Source organism: Rubritalea tangerina (assembly GCF_042683245.1).
Lineage (GTDB): Bacteria > Verrucomicrobiota > Verrucomicrobiia > Verrucomicrobiales > Akkermansiaceae > Rubritalea > Rubritalea tangerina.
Genome location: NZ_JBHUJB010000048.1, coordinates 1 through 2,392 on the forward strand (window position 1 = coordinate 1; position 2,392 = coordinate 2,392).

Annotated in this window: 1 protein-coding gene and 1 rRNA gene; both read right to left on the reverse strand. The window is 49.5% G+C overall.

Features of this window, described 5'->3' with window-relative positions; translation table 11 throughout:
* Window positions 1–62 precede the first annotated feature (62 nt).
* Entirely contained in the window at window positions 63–1,805 is a 1,743-nt protein-coding gene (locus ACFSW8_RS11945; protein ID WP_377178332.1) for an exo-alpha-sialidase, read from the reverse strand.
* Between the two features lie 302 nt (window positions 1,806–2,107).
* Window positions 2,108–2,223: ribosomal RNA gene (rrf, locus tag ACFSW8_RS11950) — 5S ribosomal RNA — on the reverse strand.
* Window positions 2,224–2,392: the final 169 nt, after the last annotated feature.

The window sequence follows — 2,392 nt, forward strand, 5'->3', positions numbered from 1 at the left end:
TGGTTTGTCCTTGGTTCATATTAATGAATTAGGACACCCCCTGCCTAGGATTTTGGGGAAGCTCACGATGCCGTGATACGAACAAAGTCGATAGCTCCTGTAAAATGCCGGTTAGATCCATTGAAACGCCCAATACACAATGATTGCGAATTCGCATGACTTCCAGTAGTCGTGTCCGCGACATCGGCCAGCAAAATGCCATCCACATAAAGCCTCAACCTCCTTGCCGTCGCATCCTTCACCGCTGCAACACTGTGCCATTCACCATCATTGAAAGTCACGTCCCCAGTCGATGCTATCGCTTCACTAGAATGATCTGCTACTAAGAAGCGTAAATGTCCTCCATTCTCAATCCTCAGCCACCAAGACGGTTGATTACTACCGAGGTCTTTGGCCACCAGAGCTCCCGTCTGCTCCTCACCCTCAGACACACGAAACGCTACCTCTACGGTAAATGAGTCATTCGCGCCATAATCATAATGGTTGCGACTGAGTCCATCCGCTAACCTCAATCCCCCCTCACCCACGAAAGCCAACGCTCTGCTTGGCGTATACGCTGGAGCACCAACAATATATTCCAGTTCAAGATCAGCTGTTAGATTATGCTGCTCACCCGCAACACTAATATCTACGACGCTCCCTGAACCTGTGTCAGTGAATGACCCTACTGCTTTCTCCTCAAAATTCCAAAACGCTCCTGACGGGTTCTCGGCAGGAGGAGGTTCCTGATCGATCCACTCTTCATTCACCTTGATAAACTTGATCGCTCCATACCCGTCGGTCTCAGCAAAAACCCCTAGCTGGCCATCATCAGTCTTCACCATATCGGAATACGCATAGGCCCCCTCAAGCAAAAGTTTGGGCTCAGACCAAGTCTGCGTCTCATCATTAGATACCCATAACGAACCATTCCTCCGAGATCCACCATTGGGCGCCGAAAAGATGATGCGATTTTCCAAATCACCAGCGTCGACGGCACTGAATCGAACCAATGACCCCTGACAAATGGGTGTTACGAAATGAGCATTACCATCATAACCAACAGAATAACTACTACCACCATCACCTGAGTAAGCCTCTGAACGCGCCCCTGGGTCACTCCCATAGTCGCGAGAATTTATATAAAGATGGGAACCATAAGACCCTCCTCCCAATGGGCTCCCCAGTGTATTAAGTTCGACAAGTGTCGTCTCGTTCGGCGCCGTTCCGTTACTCTCCTCGACATAAGCATCCATCTTCCAAGTTGCGCCATGGTCGTCCGAGTAGATAATTTGTGCTCCGAATGATCCCGAGTCCGAACCATTCCCCCCAATACGGTGATTCGCTGGAGCCACTAGCCGCCCAGCCTGCTCTCCGCGTGTTAATTGAACACCATGGCATGGCCCCGTGGCATACCATCCCCATTCATCTAATTTTACACTCGATGTGATCTCGCTACGAGGCGACCAAGTGTTGCCATTGTCAGTCGATACCGTGTGAAATACCGTGTCATTTTCACGCGTGAATAACAGATGAATAAAACCAGTCGTCTTGTCGACAATGGGCACAGGGTTACCAATCGTGATCGATGCATCACCTCCCTCTTCCTGCACCAATAACAACTCCCCCCAAGTTGCTCCATGATCCGTCGAACGCTTCAGCACAATATCAATGTCACCAGCATCCGAACTAGAACGCTTTCGCCCCTCGCAAAACGCTAGTAATGTCCCATCATTCGCACACACAATAGCAGGAATGCGGTAGGTGTGATAACCATCCGTGCCTGACAGAAACACCGTTGAAATCGACTTCTCAGGATCAGCCATAACTAAGCTCAATCCGCCAAACACACCTCCCCAGAGCACAGAGCCTAAACCCATAGCCCCCAATCCCCACATCGATTTTGACAATATACTTTGTTTCATCACCTCAATGATTCACTTATCCGGTAGCACAGACACACGCCTAGGTGCCATAAAATCAACGATATAGACAAAGCCTCTCACCCACAGCAAGCCCTACGACTTGGTCTAAATTCACACCAACCAAAATCAACTTCGGTCTCACTCCCACTCATTCCCGACACAAAAAAAGCCCGCTTCCAGCGTTAGCTAGAAGCGGGCATATAACCTGGCGACGACCTACTCTCACAGGACCTATCGTCCAACTACCATCGGCGCTAAAGTGTTTCACTTCCGGGTTCGGAACGGGACCGGGTGGTTCCACTCTGCTATGGTCACCAGAGGTCGGACTGCGTCCTTAAGTTGGCCACTTGGCTGTGTTCAGTTTTCAAACTGAGTCACTTGCCTTCGACAATTTCTTAAGTTCAGCACGACCTCTACCGGCCTTAGCGTGTTGCTTTTGGTTCAGTAAATCTGCTTCGGTTATTTAAAAGAGCTTTGAGTTAGTTGTT